Origin of the sequence: Sporosarcina sp. FSL K6-2383, assembly GCF_038618305.1 — a bacterium.
Classification (GTDB): domain Bacteria; phylum Bacillota; class Bacilli; order Bacillales_A; family Planococcaceae; genus Sporosarcina.
The window spans coordinates 2,028,971-2,046,290 of record NZ_CP152017.1; the positions used below are offsets into that span (position 1 = coordinate 2,028,971).

The following is a 17,320-nucleotide window of genomic DNA, read 5'->3' on the forward strand; positions in this document are numbered from 1 at the left end:
GAGTAAATTCTTCCTATTGCTTTAGGATAAAAGGGGGATGTTTGTTAACGTAAAGAACTATGCAGTTTTTTCTTCCGTCTGTAAATTCGCTTGTTTACGCTCGATTTTCCGATAAGTAAGTGAAGTTGAAGAAAGGATAACGAGTCCTAACAGGCTGCCACTGAAAAAGAAACCTAGTCCAGATAAAGTGGTGACTGCATAATAGACAATTGTAAAACCAAAAATAATAAACAGACTTGATAGCGGATTGTATACCATTATCAATAAAGAGTTTTTGATGTGTGTCTTTAAATTTTGTTCGAATTCGACATAGGATGCGAGCAGATAACAAATTGACAGCAAGTAGATGCAACTCAATACAATGGTTGAGTAATAGAACATTTCTGATAACTTATTATCCATTGATTGTAAAAAGTTGATATTTGTAAAAAGAATAAGGCCAATGACCACAATAATAGCCCCAAGCTTATTACTAGCAAAAAATTCAGCTTTATAATATTTCCAAAATGTTTTAAATACGGGCGGGTCATTCTTTTGCAAAAACTGCCTTAGTGTTGCGAGCATAGCGATTGTTGCAGGGAAAAAACCAAAAACAATTAGTCCCGCTAGACTAAATAAAATCCATAATATGTTGATGTAGGCAAGTCTTGCGAACCAATTACAAAGTGAAAGAATTCCACCAGAAAATCCACCTAATTGCATGATCATTCCTCCTATATTTCGTTTTAACTAATGTAGGGCAAAGGCATCGACCAAAATGTAATGCTGTTGCCAAGTTATACGAGGTCTTCTATCTGAAATATAGCACGGTTCTGGCAAGAAAACCTTAGTTTATGTTAGATGGTAAAAAAAATATCGTTTAAGTAAATATCCTACGTTATCTGAAATTTGGATCCAAGTTATAATTGAGTAGTTAACATAAAAATTTGTGAAAGGTGGATTTTTTTCCTAAGCAACGATTGAGTGAACAACAATAAATCGAATCTAATTTGTTGTTCTACTCCTTGATATGCAATTTTAATCCTGTTAATTTGTTCTGAATTGAACTAATATAAAAAATGTAAGCACTTTCAAGTTCGATTGTTTAGTTAATGGGGCTTTATCCCGTATTAAAAGATAATTTCACTGTCAACAACTATAAAAATATGTGAGGAGAATGGATTATGAAAAAAGTAAGATTAGGTATTATTGGTTTGGGTCAGCAAGGCGGTACTTACGCAGGTTTCATTTCAGAAGGAAAAGTAAGTGGAATAGAAATTGGTGCGATTTGTGACATTGATCCTGAAAAACAAGCAGTTGCTGCGGAAAAATATCCAGAAGTTCCTTTCTATACAAACTATATAGAAATGCTTGAAAGTGGTGACGTGGACGCAATCATTACATGTGTACCGCATAACCTACATCCTGAAATGGGGATTGAAGCACTAAAAAGAGACATCCATGCATTGTTAGAAAAGCCAGCTGGTGTTTACACGAAACAGGTTAGAGAATTAAACGAATTTGCGGCTACAAAGCCTGAGCTAACATTCAGTATTATGTTTAACCAAAGAGCGAACGAACTGTACCAAAAAGTAAAAGAAATTATTGATAATGGTGAAATCGGTGCAATCCGCCGTACGAACTGGATTATTACAACATGGTGGAGACCACAAGGTTACTATGATGCCGGTTCTTGGAGAGCGACTTGGGAAGGTGAAGGTGGCGGTGTTCTTGTCAATCAGGCTCCGCATCAGCTGGACTTGCTTCAATGGATTGCAGGTATGCCGAAGAAAGTTTACTCTAACGTGAAATACGGTTATCAAAGAAATATCGCAGTAGAAGATGAAGTGACGACAATTCTTGACTATGGTAATGGTGCGACAGGCGTATTTGTGACATGTACACATGACATTATGGGGACAGATCGTTTTGAGATTTTAGGAGATAAAGGAAAAATCGTTGTCGATGATAGCAAGAAAGTAACGATTAAACGACTCAAAACACCTGAAGCTGAAATGAGCGCATCCATGGATATGAGCGATGTTATGAAAATATTTATGGGTGGAGACGTTGCTGATATATACAGCGAAGAAGTTTTAGAGTTCGAAAGTGTATGGGGTGGCCAACATATTGCTGTGCTGGAAAACTTCGCAGCAAACGTACTAGATGGAACGCCATTGCTTGCTCCGGGTAGTGATGGGATTCACGGTGTAGCATTAGCAAACGCAATCCATCTATCAAGCTGGTTAGAAAAAGAAGTAGAACTACCGTTGGACGAAGAGTTATACCTAGCTGAGTTAAACAAAAAGATTGAACACGAAAAGCTTAATCCGATAAAAAAATAAATTGAAAATAGGAACTTTTGATTACTAGAATCACAAGTTCCTATTTATAAAGGAGTAAGGCCAATGCTAAAAATTGCGGTTATTGGACTTGGTGATATTTCAAATATTCATATTCCAGCTATTCAAGCCAATCCTAATGTCGAATTAGTGGCAGTGTGCGATATCGATGAATCGCTAAAAGGTACTGTACCTGAAGTAAATTTTTATTCGAACTATCATACAATGCTCGAACATGAAACGTTGGATTGTGTCCATATTTGTTTACCACATGACCTTCATTATAGTGCAACAAAAGCTTGCGTTGAAAAGGGTGTTCACGTTTTTCAAGAAAAGCCATTAGCACGTAATGCTGAAGAGGGTATGGCTTTAGTTAAATTAGAAGAAGCACATCCAGACGTTAAAATCTGTGTATCCTTTCAAAATCGTTTTAACGAGACAGTTGAGAAACTGCAAGAGATGGTTGACAGCGGTGCATATGGAAAGGTTATCGGCTTAAAAGGTTTGGTTACTTGGTTTAGGCCAAAAGCTTATTATGATACTAAGCCTTGGCGTGGCACTATGGCGAGAGCCGGTGGAGGTGTCATGATTAACCAGGCAATCCACACACTAGATTTAATGCAGCTGATAGGTGGAGAAATTGACACCATTAGGGGATCAATCGACAATCTATTTGATTATGGCTATGACGTCGAGGATACTGCTACGGCTAATATTCAGTTTAAGAACGGAGCGACAGGATTGTTTTTTGCAACTGTCACAAATGCAACAAATTCTTCCGTCGAGTTTCAGGTTATTCTGGAAAAAGGGAAGCTAACGATTAAGGATAGTATATTAACTACAGAAAATGATGAAGGTAAGAAAGTGGAAGTGATAGAAGATACAAAACTTCCCGGATCGAAGTTTTACTATGGTGCAAGTCATGCAAAGCTGATCAATCATTTTTATACATGCATAGAAAATGACACTGATAATTATATCCACGTAAAGGATGCGCAGGCTTCCATGGAAATGATTGGCGCAATACGTAAATCATCTGAAATAAGAGCGGAGGTACAACAATGAAAAAAGGTAAAATTGGCGTCCAAATGATGATGCTTAAAGATAAAGTTGTAGAACTTGGGGCATATGAAACAATGAGAAAGTTACATGAGCTAGGCTATGGAGCTGTCGAAGTATCACAAATTCCAATGACAACAGAAAATGTGGCGGAGTTAAAAAGAGCTAGTGAAGATTTTAATATAGAAATTGCTGCCATTTCAGCTGGCTTAGATCCAATGTTGCCAGGGGCTCCAGGTGAAACATTAACGAATGACTTTGATAAAATTGTTAGCGATTGCAAAACGCTGAATTGTAACTTTATTCGGATTGGTATGCTTCCGCTTACGGTAATGGGTGATAAAGATAAAATTATGGAGTTTATCACAAGGGCAGAAGCAATGGCCGTGAGACTAGCTGAACAGGGAATCGAATTATATTATCATACGCATCATATTGAATTCCAAAAGTATGATGGTGAATATTTGCTGGATTTGATAAAACATAATACATCTACACTTGGTTTTGAATTAGATGTTCACTGGATCCAAAGAGCCGGTGTAAACCCTGTGGAGTTTATTAAAGAATATGAAGGGCGCGTCGCTCTTTTACATTTGAAAGATTATCGTATCGGACAACTTGATATAAATGAAGATGATTTAAAAGACATGGGTAAATTCTTTGCTAAATTTACTAATCTGATTGAATTTGCAGAAGTCGGTGAAGGGAACTTAGATATACCAGCGATTATTGAAGCTGGACTTGCTAGTGGCGCACAGTATTTCTTAGTCGAACAAGATGATACGTATGGCCGTGATCCATTGGACTGCTTGAAAACATCAGCAGATAATTTGAGGAAACTAGGTTATGCAGACTGGTTCTAAACTGAACTAGAAAATATAATCCCTATAATGTGTAATAGACACAGCTTCATGACTAGGTAGATTGATAAAGAAGACTTCCTAGTCATGAAGAGGGATGTTGCAATATTGGGTTTTAAACCTGTGATTGGAAGCGCGTTCATCAAATGGGTAGAAATTTTTGTATTGTTTAAAGAATCCCATAGTGGTATTTACTTCTAAGAGAATTTGCTGAATTCCAATTTTAAAGCAATGGAGGAAAAAATGATGAAACAAGCTGCACAATTAAATAAGACTGCTACAAATTCCGAATTCAGAAAATTCGGGATGAGAGATAAAGTGGGCTATATGTTTGGTGACTTTGGGAATGATTTCTTCTTCATTCTAGTAGCCTCATTCCTAATGATTTATTATACGGATATTTTACACATACACCCAGCGACTGTGGGGGTATTGTTTTTAATTGCAAGATTATGGGATGCCATTGCTGATGTAACTTGGGGACGCTTTATAGATACTAGGAATGCTGGGAAAGCGGGTAAATTTAAACCTTGGATTTTCAGAATGTCTTTTCCACTCGTTATTTCTGGTATTTTAATGTTCGTGTATATCCCAGGTATGACTAATGGATTTTATCTGGCTTATGCTTTTGTCACATATATTCTATGGGGAACTTTATATAGTACAGTCAATATTCCTTATGGTTCCATGGCTTCCGTCATCACTTCTGATCCTGTTGAACGGACAACATTATCTACGTATAGAACTTTGGGTGCTAACTTAGCAGGTTTAATCATTAATGTAGCTGGACCATTGATTTTGTTTGTAGACAATGATGCAGATGCAAATCGATTTCTATTAGGAGCAATCATTTTTGGTGTCCTCTCTATCTCTTGTTATATGGCCTGTTATAAAATGACGACTGAACGTATTATCGCGCCAGTAAGAGTAAAAGAAAAAGGGAATTTTGGTAAGACTGTAAAAGGTCTTGTGAAAAATAAACCATTAATTTGGATTCTAATCATCTCACTTATGTTTATGATTTGTTTTATGCTTATTGGTGCAGTGAATGTCTTCTTGTTCAAAGAGTATTTTAGTAACGCAAAAGCATTAAGCATGGTAGGGTTTCTACAAACAGGTACTGTATTTGTCGCCATGCCGATGGTGCGAGCTCTAGTTAATAAGTTTGGTAAGAAAGAGGTTGCTGCAGCAGGAGCGTTACTTTCAGCAGTTATCTACTCGTTGTTATATTTCTTGCCCAACTTGTCAACTACTCAATTCATTAGCTTATTGACGATAGCGATGTTTGGCTATGCATTCTTCAACTTAGTCATTTGGGCATTTGTAACAGATGTGATCGATTATCATGAATATTTAACAGGTTTACGAGAAGATGGAACCGTATATTCGATCTATTCATTTGCCCGTAAAGTGGGTCAAGCTATTGCAGGTGGCCTCGGTGGTTTCGCAATCGCGGCAGTGGGCTATAATTCAGGTCTAGATGTACAAACGCAAGATACACTAAATGGGATTTACACGCTAGCTACTTTAGTGCCAGCGGTTACATTTATCCTGATGTTTTTAATGCTAGTATTTTTCTATCCATTGAACAAGAAACGTACGAATCAGCTTGCTATTGATTTAGCTGAACAAAGAATGTCGAATAAATTAGATATGCTATATCAGAAAAATAGTGAAAAAGGAAACGACTAACTTCGTTTTTTAATAAAATACCAGCCTCCAATTATATATGGGGCTGGCATTTTTTATATGGTTCTAAACTGCGATGGTGTATATCCTGTTTCCTGCTTAAAGACTCTTGAAAAATAAGAAGAATCTTCGTATCCGACTCTCCAAGCAATTTCTTCAATGGGTAAGCTTTCATTTTTGAGTAAGTATTTTGCTTGGCGCATTCTAATTTGTTGCTGATAGGCTGTAATTGTTAAATTTGTTTCTTGTTTAAATTTTCGAGAAAGATGGCTAGGGTGTGTAAAGTTAAGGGATGCTAATTCGTTAATATCTATTCGTTTATTATAATTAGTCATAATATAGGCGATAACTTCTTGTATGATTTTTGAGTAATGTACGAATGAATTTGTGACTACTAATTCGCAGTATTCTTCAATCATTTCATTTTGTAATTGCCGTAATTCTATTAATCGAGTTTTATTTTCAATTTGAACTGCAAATTTTTCAGATGTTCGGTGAATTAGAATTGGCGGGACCTTCATTTTTACGGCTACTGTACGTAATAACGTGTTAATAACAATGATTAAGTTTTTAAGTCTGCGTAAAGGTTGATTGGGAAAACGTTCGGAAAAGGAGAATAACAAGTTGTCAGGGCCAAATAATTCAAGGGCTTTAGTCTTATCGCCTAGTTCAACTGCATGTAAGAAATCTGCTTCTATTTTATATCTTAAATCAACGATATTACCGACATCCTCAATGATATTATATTGCTGATTTGAACTATTACTTTCGGCATGATCTTTGTTTTGTTCAATCTGTTTTGGCAGTACATCTTTTTCTACAATTATATTGAAAAGTTGGAGTAGGCTAGCGAAACTCAACGCCTTTTCCGCTCCTACTAGCTGAATTTGATTGCAGAAAATACTTAAATCTTCACTGTTATTATGATTCAGTTGGTATGTTTTCGCTAAATGATGTAGATTAGGCGTTAACTGAAGATAGGGACCAATCATGATGCTGTAATCAGCTTCTAGTGAAAAAGAATAACCTAAGTAATACAAGCCCCATTCGTTTGTAAAAATGTACAATTGATTATTCTGTGTCATTTCATTATAAAAATTGAATATATCCTCATCCTTAGACCCAGGCATGAAAGCGGGAATAGAAATAATCTCATGATGAAAAACAAATTCACCGTTTCGATCTAAGATATATGTATTTAAATTAGTAAGATGATGTATTTTAAAACTCGCTGAAAAAATATCCATTTGATTCATATTAGGTCACTCCTAGTTGGAAAATCTGTGACTTAATTATAGTATGATTTCGAAAACTGTACCAACTAAATGAAAAGTGAAAATGGGATTCTTATAAAAGAAATGATTATTGACGAAAATTCAGTTAAATGCTATTCTATAATTAGTTATTAGTTTGGTCGTTAAACAAATTAAAGGTTGGAAGGGCTTTCATCCAACTAAGCATATTTTTTATCATAATAAATAGGAGTGAATTGAATGGATATTATTCAACAATTGTTAAAAGATATTCCATTGCCGAAGATGGTGAAAGTAAGACAAACTTTTAATGAAGAACAATTGGACAATGCTGGTGAGCAACTGCAAGCATTGTTGGAGGAAGAACGAATTCGACAAACTGTTAAACCTGGAATGGAAATAGCTGTAGCTGTCGGAAGCAGGGGCGTTGACCAGATTGTTGAGATTACAGCACGCACGGTGAAATTTTTGCAGGGGCTTGGTGCAAAGCCATTCATCGTACCGAGTATGGGAAGCCATGGAGGCGCATCTGCCGAAGGACAAACAGCTGTGTTAGCACATTTGGGTGTCACGGAAGAAACTGTTCATGCAGAAATTCGTTCTTCAATGGAAGTAATTGAAATTGGGAAATTACCGAATGGTTTACCAGTTTACATTGATAAACTCGCTTCGCAAGCTGACGGGATTGTCGTTATCAATCGGATAAAACCGCATACGGCTTTCAGAGGAACGGTTGAGAGTGGCATTATGAAAATGATTGCGATTGGGCTAGGAAAACAAAAGGGTGCTGAAGCCTGCCATCAATTAGGCTTTGAGCATATGGGAAAACATATTATCGAAATGTCTACTATGATTATTGAAAAAATGCCCATCCTTTTTGGCGTTGGAACCATTGAAAATGCTTTTGATAAAGTTGCGAGAGTTGAAGTATTGTTGCCGCATGAAATTGAAGAAAAAGAAACAGAATTACAAAAGTTAGCTAAAAGCTTATTACCGAAAATTGATTTTGCCAATATTGATGTGCTTGTCATTGATGAAATTGGTAAGAACATTAGTGGAGATGGCATGGATCCAAATATCACGGGGCGTTATCCAACACCGTATGCGCATGGTGGACCTGTCGTCAATAAAATGGTTGTACTAGATTTGACACCTGAAACAGAAGGAAATGCGAATGGCGTAGGAACGGCTGACTTTACGACACGTCGTTTAATTGACAAGACGGATTGGGCGGCTACTTATGCGAACGGGCTTACTTCAACAGTTGTTGCCCCAACAAAGGCAGCAACAACATTGGAAAATGATCAACAAGCGTTGAAAGCAGCCATTAAAACATGTAATATTTTGGATTTTACGACAGTTAAAATGGTTCGCATTAAGAACACACTAGAACTGAGTGAGATTGAAGTATCAGAAGCATTGTTAACTGAGGTAGAAAGCAATGACTTTTTAACACCAATAACAGACTTATATGAACTGAAGTTTGATGAAAACGGAAATTTGGTCTGAAATATCAAGGAGGAATATAATTGAAAAACTTATTTGATTTAACGGGGAAAACAGCAGTTGCTGTAGGTGGAAATGGTGTACTTGGATCAGCAATGGCTAATGGATTAGCAGATCAAGGCGCACAAGTAGCAATTGTTGGTCGTAATCTAGAAACAGCTGAGAAAGTAGCACAGGAAATTGTAGAACGCGGCGGAATTGCCAAGGCCTTTCAGGCAGATGTCGTTTCAAAAGAATCGTTAGAAAATGTTGCCAAGGAAATTGAGGCGTGGTCAGGCGGCTGGGATATTTTATTGAATGCTCCTGGTACAAATAGCCCGACACCATTTTTCGACATTCCAGAAGAAGAATGGGATCATATTATGGATGTTAACCTAAAAGGAATTGTGTTAACAACGCAAGTATTTGCGAAGCGTATGATTGAACAAAAACGTACAGGAAGCATTATTAATATATCATCTGTGTCTTCGACAACGCCATTGTCAAAAGTATTTACATACTCTGTTTCAAAGGCGGGTATTAATAGCATGACACAGTTTTTAGCGCGTGAATTTGCGCCTCATGGCATTCGGGTCAATGCGATTATTCCAGGATTCTTCCCAGCAGAACAAAATCGTAAAATTTTAAGTGAAGATCGAATTGCATCGATTATGGGCCATACGCCTATGAATCGATTCGGTGAACCAGAAGAATTGGGTGGAACGGTTATTTGGCTTGCATCTGAGCGTGCATCAAGTTTTGTTACAGGAGCGCTTATTCGAGTGGATGGCGGATTTGGAAGTATGACGATTTAAGCGGTGTTATGAGATAAGTAGAAAAGCTTTGGAGGAGAATCCAAAGCTTTTTCTATATTAAATGACTTTTTTACATAGGAAGGAAGAGTAGACATGTCGAGGGAACTTGTAATTGCACTTGATATTGGTACAACAAGTGCTAAAGCGGTAATTTTTGAATTGAACGGTAAATTAGTGGCTGAAGCGGAAAGAATGATTACGTCCCATTATCCGCATCCAGGCTGGGTTGAACAAGATCCGGTTGAAATGGAACGATCTTCTGTCGGGGCAATTAAGGATGTCATTAACAAGGCGAATATTAAATCAGAAGAACTGTTAACGTTAGGTATTTCTTGTGCTATGCATTCACTTATTTGCGTAGATACGAATTACGAACCCTTATCACAAGCGATTATTTGGGCGGATGGCAGAAGTAATTTGCAAGCGAAAGCATTAAAGAAAGCAAATGGTGATGAGATCTATGCTAAAACGGGGTTACCCAATCATCCGATGTCGCCATTCAGTAAATTGTTGTGGATGAAGGAAACAGCTTTTGAGTCCTATCAGCAAGCAACCTATTTTATGTCGGCAAAAGAATATATCATTCAAAAGTGGTTTGGTCGCAGACTTATTGACTATTCGATGGCATCTGCAACAGGCCTATTTAATATGAAGACATTCGATTGGGATGAACAAGCATTGGCGCTTGCTGGGGTTGATAACAAGCAGTTGTCCGAAATCGTTCCACCAACGGAAATATTAACTGGAATCGACAAAGCTATCGCAAATGAGATGGGAATCTCAAGTGATATGCCATTTGTTATTGGCTCTGCAGATGGTCAATTAGCGAATCTTGGAAGTGGTGCGATTTCTCCAGGTGAAGTGGCGATATCTGCGGGTACAAGTGGCGCGATACGACAAATGATTACTGGCTTTCAGGTCAGTGAGCAGCAAGAGACTTTTTGTTATGCATTTACAAGAGACCTGTCAATTATCGGTGGTCCTACAAATAACGGTGGAATTGCCTTGCAATGGTTGAAGGAACTAATTGAGTATGAAGGAAGTTTTGAAGAATTAACTGCTGAAGCGGAACAAGTTTCTCCAGGGGCAGAAGGTTTGTTATTTTTACCTTATATTAATGGAGAACGGGCACCACTATGGAATCAGGAGGCAAAAGGCAACTTCTTTGGACTTTCAATTACACATAAAAAAGAACACTTAGTTCGTGCGGTATTGGAAGGGATTACGTATAATCTATATCATATTGGAAAAGCATTGGAACGCCAAGCAGGGGAACCAGAGAAGATTTTTGTCAATGGTGGACTCGCTAGATCTCCACTCTGGGTACAAATGTTGGCTGATGTTTTCGGAAAAGAAGTTTATCTCTCAGAAAGCCATCATAGCGCGGCGTGGGGAGCGGCATGGACGGCATTAGTCGCCATTGAAAAAGTAGATTCATTTGAAGATATCAGGAAAAATATTCCGATTGAAGCAATTATTAAACCCAACCAACAAAATCATAATGTATACGCAGAAGCGTTTAAGAAATATGTGAATATTTCTAGGGATTTAGCTAAGTACTTTTGACCAAAATTAAACAGGGCAAGGTGAGTGGAGTAGATGGAAGACATTTTGAAACAAGTTCAACAAGGGGTACTTAGCGTAGAAGAGGCGAAGGCAAAGTTAGCTACCTACGAAAATTTAGGATTTGCTAAAGTTGATCATCATCGCGAGAAGCGTCAAGGGTTTCCCGAAACGATTTATGGTGAGGGGAAATCTGTCGAGCAGATTATTGCGATTATTACAGCGATTAAAGCAAAAGGGAATGCTGTATTAGTTACACGTATGCCGAAAGGGAAAGCGACGGAAGTGCTCGAACAGCATACCGACTTATTATACGATGAGCAATCACAAATTATTTATTCCGAGCGGAAAATAAAACCAGAATTTAAAATGGGGTACATTGCAGTAGTATGTGCAGGTACATCAGATTTACCTGTCGCTGAAGAAGCTGCAATTACTGCTGAAGCATTCGGTTGTGAAGTCCGTCGATTTTATGATGTGGGTGTAGCTGGTATTCATCGCTTATTTGATAATATAGAAGAAATTCAGCAGGCGACAGTCTCTATAGTGGTGGCTGGAATGGACGGTGCCCTTCCTAGTGTAGTAGGCGGACTCGTTTCACATCCTGTAATTGCTGTACCAACAAGTGTTGGTTATGGCGCAAGCTTTAATGGCATGGCTGCCCTGTTAACGATGTTGAATTCCTGTGCTTCCGGCATTAGTGTCGTCAATATTGATAATGGATTTGGTGGGGCATTCAGTGCAGTTTTAATTCATCGTTTGGCACAACAGAAGGAAGAGGGCTGATAATGATGGCTTCCAAGCATCCTCCAAATCATGAACACATCGATCACGAAATGTTCAAAATGGAAGTAAATCTGGATGATATTTCAGGAGAAGTGCTTGGTTATCTGATGGATTTACTCATTGAATCTGGTGCAAATGATGTTTACTATACATCCATTTATATGAAGAAAAACAGACCAGGAACGCTGCTTCAATTGCTTTGTTCACAAGAAAATCTTGAGAAAATGAAGCATATATTATTTACACAAACGACGACATTAGGTATACGCTATTATCCGTTATCTGTGCATCGTCTTGAAAGAAGATTTCGAACCGTAACGACGAAGTGGGGAACAGTTACGGTGAAGGAAGGTATTTATGATGGACAGGTCATTCAAAGCTCTCCAGAATTTGAAGAGTGTAAAAAAATTGCTGAACAGCATCAAATACCGTTGAAAAAAGTATATGAACAAGTGTGGATGCAACTCAAGGAGTAATTAGAAGGTAGGGGGCTACTTGGTAGAATTATTTGTTATTTTAAAAGAGATTTTGTTACCTATTTTTGTGATTATGGGTATTGGATTTATAATGCAATTGAAATTTAGTCTAAACTTACAAACATTAGCTAGATTGAATATTTACTTTCTCGTACCGGGGTTCATCTTTGTTAAGTTACATAGCACACAAATTTCTGCAAGCTTATTCGGAAATATATTGCTCTTTTTCATACTTTATGTCGTGCTTCTTTATTGTATATCCCACTTTGTGGGAAAAGTAATCCGGTTGGAAAAAGGAGAAAAGACAACTTTTTCAAACAGTGTCATGTTTTTTAACTCGGGTAATTACGGTGTTCCCGTAAATGATTTAGTATTCAAAAGTGATCCGTTAGCCATGTCAATTCAAGTGATTATGCTGACCTTACAAAATATCTTTCTGTTTTCATATGGTATTTTTTCACTTCAAGCGGTGCAAGTAGGGAAATTGAAGGCTGCACTTGGTTATTTCAAAATGCCGGTGCTCTATGCGATGTTGGCTGGGGTGGCCACAAATGTATTCAATATTACGGTGCCGTCATTTATTTGGGTGCCTGCTAATTATATTGCTGACGCTATGATTGCACTCGCTTTATTTACACTGGGTGCTCAAGTCGCTCAGATTAAATTTAAAGCAGGATTATCCTCAGTTTACTATAGTTTATTACTTAGATTAGCTGTAGGGCCCATGATTGCTTTAGCTATTATATTGGTATTCAAAGTGGATGGAATCGTAGCACAGGCCTTATTGATTGGATCGGCAATGCCTACATCGGTAAACAGTGCGGTAATTGCACAAGAATATGATAATCATCCTGATCTTGCAGCACAAATTGTCTTATTTTCTACATTAATTAGTGCAATTACAGTTTCACTAGTCATTTATTTGGCAAGATATCTATTTTAAATTTGATAGCTGATTTTATTTGAGTAGCCCTCCTATGGTTGAATAATATAGGAGGGCTATTTCCTTTTTTTTGAATGAATGCTTGCCAAAAGTCACAATTCGCTAGACAATAGATTGAGAGAATATTAAGTAAAGTTGGTGTATCATGAAAAAATCCCCCCAAATTATATTGTTGATTCTTGGAGGAACTCTTTTCGTTATAAGTTTTATTGGTATGAATATTTATGGCTATAAAACCTTTTATATCGAGGAAAAGATTGTCCCATCGAATGATTACCGCTATCATTTTGCGTTAGTTTCCGAGGAAATTGATAATGAGTACTGGCGCCTTATTGAGCAGGGGGCAAGAGAGGCGGCGGCTAAGCATAATATTTACTTGGAATATGTTGGTCCGCTAAAGGCTGATAATGATCAACTACTCAAGTTAATAGATCGAATGGTTTCAGTGAAGGTGGACGGCATTATTACACAAGGTGTTGAAGGGAAAAGATTTGTGGATCTAGTGCAAAAAAGTGTGGAACGTGGAATTCCTATTTTAACTGTCGATACCGATGTTAAAAGCAGCGCACGAAAAGCTTATGTAGGAACGGATAATTTCTATGCTGGTCAGCTTGCGGGGGAAACGGTGATTAACAATACGACTGGAGAACAATATGTAGGCATTGTAACAGGTCGCTTTGATTCGATTAATCAGCAAGAGAGGCTGGAAGGGTTTAAGGAAGCGATTCAAACAACAGGACGTATTCATATTGTCGGAATGCAGGAATCCAATATTACTCAAATTGGGGCAGCTCAGGCAACGTACTCTTTGTTAAGGGAACATCCCTCCATTACAGTCTTGGTAGGGCTTAGTGCCTTAGATGGTATTGGAATGGTAGAAGGGTTACAAGAAATTGCTCCGAATAAGGATGTCTATATGACAGCTTTTGATATTTTGCCGGAAACATTAGCGTTGATCCGCAAGGGGGAAATCAATGCGACAATCGCTCAATATCCAAAGGAGATGGGCTTTGAGGCTATTGAAGTGATGATTCAATTGCAACAGCATAGCTTATTGGAAAATGAAATTTTCACGAGAACAATCGTCGTAGAGAAAGAGAACTCCGATACATTTCTGCGGGAGGACGATAGATGAAAACTATTCGCGGTAAGTTATTCATATACTTTTTTGTTTTCGTCATATTATTTCAGGTGACCGCCATCTCTATTTTTGTCAGTTCAAAAGAGCTTATTAATAACTACGATAATAGCTTTCAACGATTTCTTTTACTCAATTCGATCTCTCAAAAATCCAATGAATTGTATGCGTTTACTCAACGGTATGTTATTGAGCCGGAGGAGGAAAATGCTGAAGATTACTTTGCAAAAAAAGAGCAACTTGCCACTGACAAAGAAAAACTTGCAGAGGCATTCGATTATATCGAAAAGATCAAAGTAAAAAATTATATCAATTTAATCGATACATTTTTACATGAGAGTGAGCTGACCATAGGATTTGTATTGAAAGGGGATATTGAAAAGTATACAGCTCATCTGGAGGAAGCCCGTATTGCTGCCGGTTACATTCAAGAATCGGCTCTTGAGCTAATAGATGTTGAATTGACAGCTTATCAGTCTTTCTATTTAGATTTACAAGTACGGAATGGAAACTTTGTCACATTTATTTTCTATTTATTTTTAATGACGATTGTGCTTGCTATCTTTTTTGCGCTGTGGTTTGCTAACGGCATCACGAGTCCGTTGAATAAGCTATCTCGAGCAGCGAAGGAAGTTGCTAAAGGTGATTTGGTTGGAACGCCGATTGAAGTTCAATCGAATGATGAGTTAAGGGTACTTGGAGACGCCTTTAATCATATGCGCTCTAATATCCATGGCTTGGTGCAGGAAATAAGGGATCAATCTGAATTAGATCAATTGTTGAAAGAGATGGAGTTAAAGCATTTACAAAATCAAATCAACCCGCACTTTTTGTTTAATACGTTGAATGCTGTATCAAAAATGGCATATTTAGAGGATGCAGATGCTACTTCGGGTCTTATCGATTCGGTCGCGGCTGTATTGCGACATAGTCTAGGTGAAATTGATCAACATGTGACGTTGGGAGATGAGGTGGCGATTGTTGAAGACTATTTTAATATACAAAAAAGTCGCTTTTCCGAGCGTGTTCAATTTATCACAGAAGTCGACGAAACCTGCCTGGCTATGAAAATACCGCGCTTAACGCTGCAGCCATTAGTTGAAAATGCATTTATTCATGGTATTGAGGAACGTGAGGATGGGGGAATGATTGCTATTACAGTTCGACAAATCGTTGATCAGGTCATCGTTGAGGTAAAAGATAATGGCGGAGGAATAGAACCCGGAAAAATTGCAGATTTATTATCGCCCGTGGCAGTTAGAGATGACCATGTAGGGCACTCAACAGGTATCGGATTGGCGAATGTTATTCGACGCTTACAGCTGTTTTATCAAACGAAGCATGTGGTGGAAATTGAATCTGAAAAAGGGCAATGGACGATGGTCCGTTTGCTATTACCTAAAATGTTTGAGGGGGATATTGATGAGAATTTTAATCGCTGATGATGAGCTACTTGAACGCCAGGCGATGAAGAAATTTATCCGCGAGAATTTTAGTGATATGGACGTTGTGGGAGAGGCAGTAAATGGGCGCATGGCGATTGAGCTAGCCGAAAAGATGCAGCCGGATGTTATTTTTATGGATGTCAAAATGCCTGGTATAAATGGCTTGGAGGCAATCGAACAGATTTACGCCGCACAACCTTCTGTTAAATTCATTTTAGTATCGGCCTATAATACCTTTGAATATGCTAAACAGGCTATGCAATATGGTATTAAGGATTACTTATTAAAGCCGGGGAAAAAAGAGGAAATCAGTCATGCGTTGCTTCGTGTGCGGAAAGAAATTTCACATGAAGAGACAATTGAAGAGGAAAAACGGCAATTGCTAAAAGAAAGGTTCATCAGGAGATTGATAAAGCAATTGATAGATCAAGAAACAGTTGACTTGCAAAAGCAACTATACCCGACAATGAAGGCTAGTTATTTTTTGGTGTTTAGTGCTGATGAGACCTATGATGTGCTGCAAATCAGACAGCAGTTTGACAGGCAGCTTCATCATCCATTCATTCTATATGAAGCAAATGATGTGATTGTTGTCCTAGTGCTCTCCGACGATTTAATCCAAAAGGCAGAGCAACTAAATGCGGTAAGAAATATCCAAATGGGGCTAAGTGCTCCTTTATTTATTGGTATTGGACATGCATTCGACTCGCTTGACAGTCTATCGTTATCATATCGCGAAGCTTACACGGCGAGCTTTCAGCTGAAAAAGAATCATAAAAGTACGTATGGCTTTTTACAGGAAAATCCTCAGTATAATGGGCATGTACATGTTGTGGCCGAAATTGCACAAGGTGTAGAGAAGGGCAATTATGATGAAACTATTATGACCTATTCAGACAACCAAGTATTATTAACTATTGCGGATAAGGAAAACTTATATTTTCGGATACAAAATATTTTTTCGAAGCGCAATATTTCGACAGTACGTAGCTCTATTTCTTCCTTACAGTCTGACAAGGATTGGCATACGTATTTGAATGTCTGCTGTATGATTATGAACGATTATTGCCACTCCAAACAATCAATGATGAGGGCAAAGGACTATATAGAAGCACGTTATGCAAAAAATATTACGCTAGAGGAGGTGGCGGATTTTGTCAATTTAAGTCCTAACTACTTTTCTAATCTTTTTAAAGAAGAGTTTGATGAAACTTTTATTGAATTTTTAACGAAAACACGAATGGAAAGTGCTAAATCATTCATTGAAGAAAATTGCTATTCACTAAAAGAAATTAGTTTCATGGTTGGTTACAAAGATCCTAACTACTTTAGTCGAGTGTTTAAAAAGTATTTTCATAGCTCACCAAGACAATTTCAAGATAGTATCTTTGAAAAGTGAAGGAAAACGTAAAAAAGTACAGGTTTTTTATAACTTGATATATCAGAATCATCATACAATATTAAATGTAAGCGTTATCAATAGAAAA

General features: G+C 37.7%; 15 protein-coding genes. 13 read left to right on the forward strand and 2 right to left on the reverse strand.

All coding sequences use genetic code 11. The features are described from left to right. Window positions 1–57 precede the first annotated feature (57 nt). Entirely contained in the window at window positions 58–702 is a 645-nt protein-coding gene (locus tag MKZ10_RS09990; protein WP_342504821.1) for a DUF624 domain-containing protein, read from the reverse strand. Window positions 703–1,163: 461 nt separating this feature from the next. On the opposite strand from MKZ10_RS09990, the gene MKZ10_RS09995 reads away from it, so the two are divergent. From MKZ10_RS09995 to MKZ10_RS10010, 4 genes are all read left to right on the forward strand, one after another. Further along, window positions 1,164–2,324 carry a Gfo/Idh/MocA family oxidoreductase gene (locus MKZ10_RS09995; RefSeq protein WP_342504822.1) on the forward strand — a complete coding sequence of 387 codons (1,161 nt, stop codon included), beginning with the start codon at window positions 1,164–1,166 and terminating at the stop codon, window positions 2,322–2,324. A gap of 63 nt (window positions 2,325–2,387) precedes the next feature. Next, window positions 2,388–3,386: a Gfo/Idh/MocA family oxidoreductase gene (locus tag MKZ10_RS10000; RefSeq protein ID WP_342504823.1), complete on the forward strand. Its 999-nt coding sequence runs from the start codon at window positions 2,388–2,390 to the stop codon at window positions 3,384–3,386. Next, window positions 3,383–4,243 (forward strand): sugar phosphate isomerase/epimerase, encoded by an 861-nt coding sequence (locus tag MKZ10_RS10005; protein ID WP_342504824.1) that lies wholly within the window; start codon window positions 3,383–3,385, stop codon window positions 4,241–4,243. The genes MKZ10_RS10000 and MKZ10_RS10005 overlap by 4 nt, the downstream gene beginning before the upstream one ends. Before the next feature lie 240 nt (window positions 4,244–4,483). Further along, a complete protein-coding gene (locus tag MKZ10_RS10010; RefSeq protein ID WP_342504825.1) occupies window positions 4,484–5,932 on the forward strand; it encodes a glycoside-pentoside-hexuronide (GPH):cation symporter in 1,449 nt (482 codons plus the stop codon). Between the two features lie 53 nt (window positions 5,933–5,985). Here MKZ10_RS10010 and MKZ10_RS10015 read toward each other — a convergent pair whose 3' ends face one another. Next, window positions 5,986–7,185, reverse strand: a complete 1,200-nt coding sequence (locus MKZ10_RS10015) for an AraC family transcriptional regulator (protein WP_342504826.1) — start codon at window positions 7,183–7,185, stop codon at window positions 5,986–5,988. Between the two features lie 237 nt (window positions 7,186–7,422). Here MKZ10_RS10015 and MKZ10_RS10020 point away from each other — a divergent pair, with 237 nt between their 5' ends. The 9 genes from MKZ10_RS10020 to MKZ10_RS10060 all read left to right on the forward strand — a co-directional run bounded on the left by MKZ10_RS10020 (window position 7,423) and on the right by MKZ10_RS10060 (window position 17,232). Next, window positions 7,423–8,691, forward strand: coding sequence for a lactate racemase domain-containing protein (locus MKZ10_RS10020; protein WP_342504827.1), 1,269 nt, complete (start codon window positions 7,423–7,425; stop codon window positions 8,689–8,691). Between the two features lie 20 nt (window positions 8,692–8,711). Continuing rightward, a complete protein-coding gene (locus tag MKZ10_RS10025; RefSeq protein ID WP_342504828.1) occupies window positions 8,712–9,482 on the forward strand; it encodes an SDR family oxidoreductase in 771 nt (256 codons plus the stop codon). 93 nt (window positions 9,483–9,575) lie between these two features. Continuing rightward, entirely contained in the window at window positions 9,576–11,048 is a 1,473-nt protein-coding gene (locus tag MKZ10_RS10030) for a gluconokinase (protein WP_342504829.1), read from the forward strand. 33 nt (window positions 11,049–11,081) lie between these two features. After that, window positions 11,082–11,831, forward strand: coding sequence for a nickel pincer cofactor biosynthesis protein LarB (larB, locus tag MKZ10_RS10035; RefSeq protein WP_342504830.1), 750 nt, complete (start codon window positions 11,082–11,084; stop codon window positions 11,829–11,831). A gap of 5 nt (window positions 11,832–11,836) precedes the next feature. Continuing rightward, window positions 11,837–12,307, forward strand: coding sequence for a nickel insertion protein (larC, locus tag MKZ10_RS10040; protein WP_342510131.1), 471 nt, complete (start codon window positions 11,837–11,839; stop codon window positions 12,305–12,307). A gap of 19 nt (window positions 12,308–12,326) precedes the next feature. Then, entirely contained in the window at window positions 12,327–13,250 is a 924-nt protein-coding gene (locus tag MKZ10_RS10045; protein ID WP_342504831.1) for an AEC family transporter, read from the forward strand. Between the two features lie 145 nt (window positions 13,251–13,395). Beyond that, the gene (locus tag MKZ10_RS10050) at window positions 13,396–14,385 is read left to right on the forward strand and encodes a substrate-binding domain-containing protein (RefSeq protein ID WP_342504832.1); all 990 of its coding nucleotides are present in this window, start codon (window positions 13,396–13,398) and stop codon (window positions 14,383–14,385) included. Continuing rightward, complete coding sequence (locus MKZ10_RS10055) at window positions 14,382–15,830, forward strand: sensor histidine kinase (RefSeq protein ID WP_342504833.1); 1,449 nt, start codon at window positions 14,382–14,384, stop codon at window positions 15,828–15,830. Before MKZ10_RS10050 ends, MKZ10_RS10055 begins: the two co-directional genes overlap by 4 nt. Further along, window positions 15,811–17,232, forward strand: coding sequence for a response regulator (locus MKZ10_RS10060; protein WP_342504834.1), 1,422 nt, complete (start codon window positions 15,811–15,813; stop codon window positions 17,230–17,232). Before MKZ10_RS10055 ends, MKZ10_RS10060 begins: the two co-directional genes overlap by 20 nt. Window positions 17,233–17,320: the final 88 nt, after the last annotated feature.

What these genes read in the sequence shown, in the direction of transcription:
- MKZ10_RS10055 (WP_342504833.1), top strand. Translation starts at nt 14,382, where the DNA reads ATGAAAACTATTCGCGGTAAGTTATTCATATACTTTTTTGTTTTCGTC.
- MKZ10_RS10030 (WP_342504829.1), top strand. Translation starts at nt 9,576, where the DNA reads ATGTCGAGGGAACTTGTAATTGCACTTGATATTGGTACAACAAGTGCT.
- larC (WP_342510131.1), top strand. Translation starts at nt 11,837, where the DNA reads ATGGCTTCCAAGCATCCTCCAAATCATGAACACATCGATCACGAAATG.
- MKZ10_RS10060 (WP_342504834.1), top strand. Translation starts at nt 15,811, where the DNA reads ATGAGAATTTTAATCGCTGATGATGAGCTACTTGAACGCCAGGCGATG.
- MKZ10_RS09995 (WP_342504822.1), top strand. Translation starts at nt 1,164, where the DNA reads ATGAAAAAAGTAAGATTAGGTATTATTGGTTTGGGTCAGCAAGGCGGT.
- larB (WP_342504830.1), top strand. Translation starts at nt 11,082, where the DNA reads ATGGAAGACATTTTGAAACAAGTTCAACAAGGGGTACTTAGCGTAGAA.
- MKZ10_RS10020 (WP_342504827.1), top strand. Translation starts at nt 7,423, where the DNA reads ATGGATATTATTCAACAATTGTTAAAAGATATTCCATTGCCGAAGATG.
- MKZ10_RS10005 (WP_342504824.1), top strand. Translation starts at nt 3,383, where the DNA reads ATGAAAAAAGGTAAAATTGGCGTCCAAATGATGATGCTTAAAGATAAA.
- MKZ10_RS10000 (WP_342504823.1), top strand. Translation starts at nt 2,388, where the DNA reads ATGCTAAAAATTGCGGTTATTGGACTTGGTGATATTTCAAATATTCAT.
- MKZ10_RS10050 (WP_342504832.1), top strand. Translation starts at nt 13,396, where the DNA reads ATGAAAAAATCCCCCCAAATTATATTGTTGATTCTTGGAGGAACTCTT.
- MKZ10_RS10010 (WP_342504825.1), top strand. Translation starts at nt 4,484, where the DNA reads ATGATGAAACAAGCTGCACAATTAAATAAGACTGCTACAAATTCCGAA.
- MKZ10_RS10015 (WP_342504826.1), bottom strand. Translation starts at nt 7,185, where the DNA reads ATGAATCAAATGGATATTTTTTCAGCGAGTTTTAAAATACATCATCTT.
- MKZ10_RS09990 (WP_342504821.1), bottom strand. Translation starts at nt 702, where the DNA reads ATGCAATTAGGTGGATTTTCTGGTGGAATTCTTTCACTTTGTAATTGG.